Here is a 3156-nt window from a genome sequence, read left to right on the forward strand (position 1 = left end):
TGCCGCGCGCCGTGGCCGCGCCTCGGTCGACGCGGCGGGTCCTCGCGGTGCCGCAGCGCCGGATGGGCCGCGACCCGGCCTCGGTCGTCGACCCGGAGCTGCGGGTGCGCGGGGTGGAAGGGCTGCGGATCGCGGACGCCTCGGTCATCCCGCACATCATCCGGGGCCACACCTGCGCACCGGCCATCGTGGTCGGGCTGCGCGCCGCCCACCTCATCGGCAGCCGCCCGGTGCGGCGCCGGGAAATGGAGACCGCCACATGACCCGCATCCCCCGTGCCTCCCGGGCCCGTCGCCCCCGTCCCCCCGGCCGGATACGCGCCCGGCGCGGCGGCGGAGCGCGCCGGTTACGGGCCGCGGCGCTGACCGGCGTGCTGCTCGCCGCGCTGCTGGCCCCGCTCACGACGGGCACGGCACGGGCCGGCGGCCCGCCACCGGGCCCCGGCGGATCGTGGACGGGCAGCTGGGCGACGGCGCCCACCCTGCCGCACAGCAGCGGACCCTCCGCCGAGGGGTTCGCGGACCAGACGATCCGGCAGCCGCTGCGGGCGACGCGCGGCGGCGAGTGGATCCGGCTGCGGCTGTCCAACGTGTACGGCAGCGGGCCGCTCACCGTCGAGGCGCTGTCGGTGGCGCTCCCCCGGGGGCGGGGCGGCATCCGGCCGGGCAGCAGCACCGGTGTCACCTTCGGCGGCGCCGCCTCGGTCACCGTTCCGGCGGGCGCCGAGGTGCTCAGCGACCCGGTGGCGTTCCGGGTGCGCCCGGACACCGATGTGATCGCGAGTCTCCATGTGGGCGAGCCGACCGGGCCCACCACCTGGCACCGGCTCGCCAACCGCACGGTGTACGTCTCGGCCCCCGGCTCCGGCGACCGCCGCGAGGACACGACCGCCACCGCCTTCCCCACCACCTTGAATTCGTTCTTCTTCGTCACGGGTCTTGAGGTCGCCACCGACGGCGACCCGGGCACGGTGGTGGCGATCGGCGCCTCGCACACGGACGGGGTGGGCTCCACCCGGGACGCGGCCCGCTCCTATCCGAGCGTGCTGGCCCGGCGGCTCGGCGGCGAGGTGGGCGTGCTGAACGCCGGCATCGGCGCCAACCAGGTCATCAACGACACCGTGCACGGCAGCGTCGGCGCGCTCGGCCGGTTCGACCGCGACGTGCTGGGCCAGCCCGGGGTCCGCGACGTGCTGTTCATCCAGGGCATCAACGACATCCTCGGCGCCCACTACTTCCCCGACGACGCGCCCACCGCCGACGAGGTCATCGCCGCCTACCAGGAGCTGACCGACCGCGCGCACGCCCGGGGGCTGCGGATCATCGGCGGGACGCTCGGCCCGTTCCGCGGGGTGCCGGAGTTCACCGAGGAGCGCGAGGAGATGCGGCAGACCCTCAACACCTGGATCCGGGAGGAGAGCGGCTTCGACGGGGTCATCGACCTCGACCGGCTGTGGCGCGACCCCGCCGACCCGTCCGCGCTCCACCCCGCCTACGACACCGGCGACCGGCTGCACCCGAACGACGCCGGGTACGCCGCGCTGGCCGGAGCCATCGACCTCGGCTGCCTGTCCGTCGGGCCCGGGGCCGGCTCCGCACCGACCGCCGGGGAGCGCAGGGACTGCACTCCCCCGTCCCCCTCGACCTCCGGAGTCCGTCCATGAGCATCCGCAGCGCCGCACCACTCGCCCTCGCCCTGGCCGCCCTGCTGGCGCCGACGGCCGCCACCGCGCACACCGCAGACGACCGGCCCCAGCCCGCGGCCGCCGCCTGGACCGGCACCTGGTCCGCCGCGCCCACCGTGCCGTTCGCCGCCGGGATCTCCGCCGAGGGCTTCGAGAACCGGACGATCCGCCAGCCGCTGCGGGCCAGCACGGGCGGGGAGCAGATCCGGGTCCGGCTGTCCAACGTGTACGGCAGCGGGCCGCTCACCGTGGACGCCCTGTCGGTGGCCCGGCCGCGCGGCACCGGCGGGATCGCGCCCGGCAGCAGCACCGACGTCACCTTCGGCGGCGCCGCCTCGGTCACCATCCCGGCGGGCGAGGAGGTCACCAGCGACCCGGTCGCCTTCACGGTGCGCCCGGACACGGACGTGATCGCCAGCCTCTACGTGGCCGGGCCGACCGGCCCCACCACCTGGCACCGGCTCGCCAACCGCACCGTCCATCTGTCGGAACCCGGCGACCACCGGAAGAAGGTGACGGCGGCGCAGTTCCCGGCCACCACCACCTCGTTCTTCTTCGTCAGCGCCCTGGAGGTGGCCACCGACGGCGACCCCGGCTCGGTGGTCGCCTTCGGCGACTCGCTCACCGACGGCGTCGGCTCCACCCTGGACGCCGCCCGCTCCTACCCGAGCGTGCTGGCCCGCCGGCTCGGCGGCGAGGTCGGCGTCCTGAACACCGGCATCGGCGCCAACCAGGTCATCAACGACACCGAGTACGGCAGCGTCGGCGCGCTCGGCCGCTTCGACCAGGACGTGCTCACCCAGCCCGGGGTCCGCGACGTCATCTGGCTCGAAGGGCTCAACGACATCCTGGGCGCCGCCTACTTCCCCGACGAGGCGCCCACCGCCGAGGAGGTCATCGACGCCTACCGGACCATCATCGACCGCGCGCACGAGCACGGGCTGCGCATCATCGGCGCCACCCTGCCGCCGTTCCGCGACGCCGCCGAGTGGACCGCGGAGGGCGAGGCCATGCGGCAGACCCTCAACGCCTGGATCCGCGACGAGAGCGGCTTCGACGGCATCCTCGACGCGGACGTGGTGTGGCGCGACGCCGCCGACCCGGTGCGGCTCGACCCGGCCTACGCCTCCGGTGACGGTCTGCATCCGAACGACGCGGGCTACCGGGCGCTCGCCGAGGCCGTCGATCTGAGCTGCCTGTCGGTGGGACCGCAGGTGAGGGGCGCCCTGGGCGAACGGGAGGACTGCACCCTCGGCTGAGTGCGGAAGTCCGCAGTACGGCCCGGGTGCTCGCATCATTACGGTGAGCCACCGGCTTTCCTAGCCTGGCTGCATGGACACCACCAGGCCGCTCACCCGGCCCGCGCCCACCGCCCCCGCCCGGGGGCCGCCGGGGGGGCCGCCCCCCCCCCCCCCGCGGGCCCGGGGTACAGCCCCCGGGGGCGCACGCCCGCCCCGGCCCACCGGATCGAC

Annotated in this window: 3 protein-coding genes; all 3 read left to right on the plus strand. The window is 75.9% G+C overall.

The features are described 5' to 3' along the window. A partial coding sequence (locus ACFV5N_RS23080) for a GMC oxidoreductase (protein ID WP_385603036.1) occupies nt 1-263 on the plus strand: 263 nt, incomplete at its 5' end. Continuing rightward, nucleotides 260-1663, plus strand: coding sequence for an SGNH/GDSL hydrolase family protein (locus ACFV5N_RS23085; protein ID WP_385603039.1), 1404 nt, complete (start codon nt 260-262; stop codon nt 1661-1663). The genes ACFV5N_RS23080 and ACFV5N_RS23085, both read left to right, overlap by 4 nt. After that, nucleotides 1660-2943: an SGNH/GDSL hydrolase family protein gene (locus ACFV5N_RS23090; RefSeq protein ID WP_385603042.1), complete on the plus strand. Its 1284-nt coding sequence runs from the start codon at nt 1660-1662 to the stop codon at nt 2941-2943. Before ACFV5N_RS23085 ends, ACFV5N_RS23090 begins: the two co-directional genes overlap by 4 nt. Nucleotides 2944-3156: the final 213 nt, after the last annotated feature.

It is taken from the genome of Streptomyces sp. NPDC059853 (genome assembly GCF_042731495.1).
Taxonomy (GTDB): Bacteria; Actinomycetota; Actinomycetes; order Streptomycetales; family Streptomycetaceae; genus Streptomyces.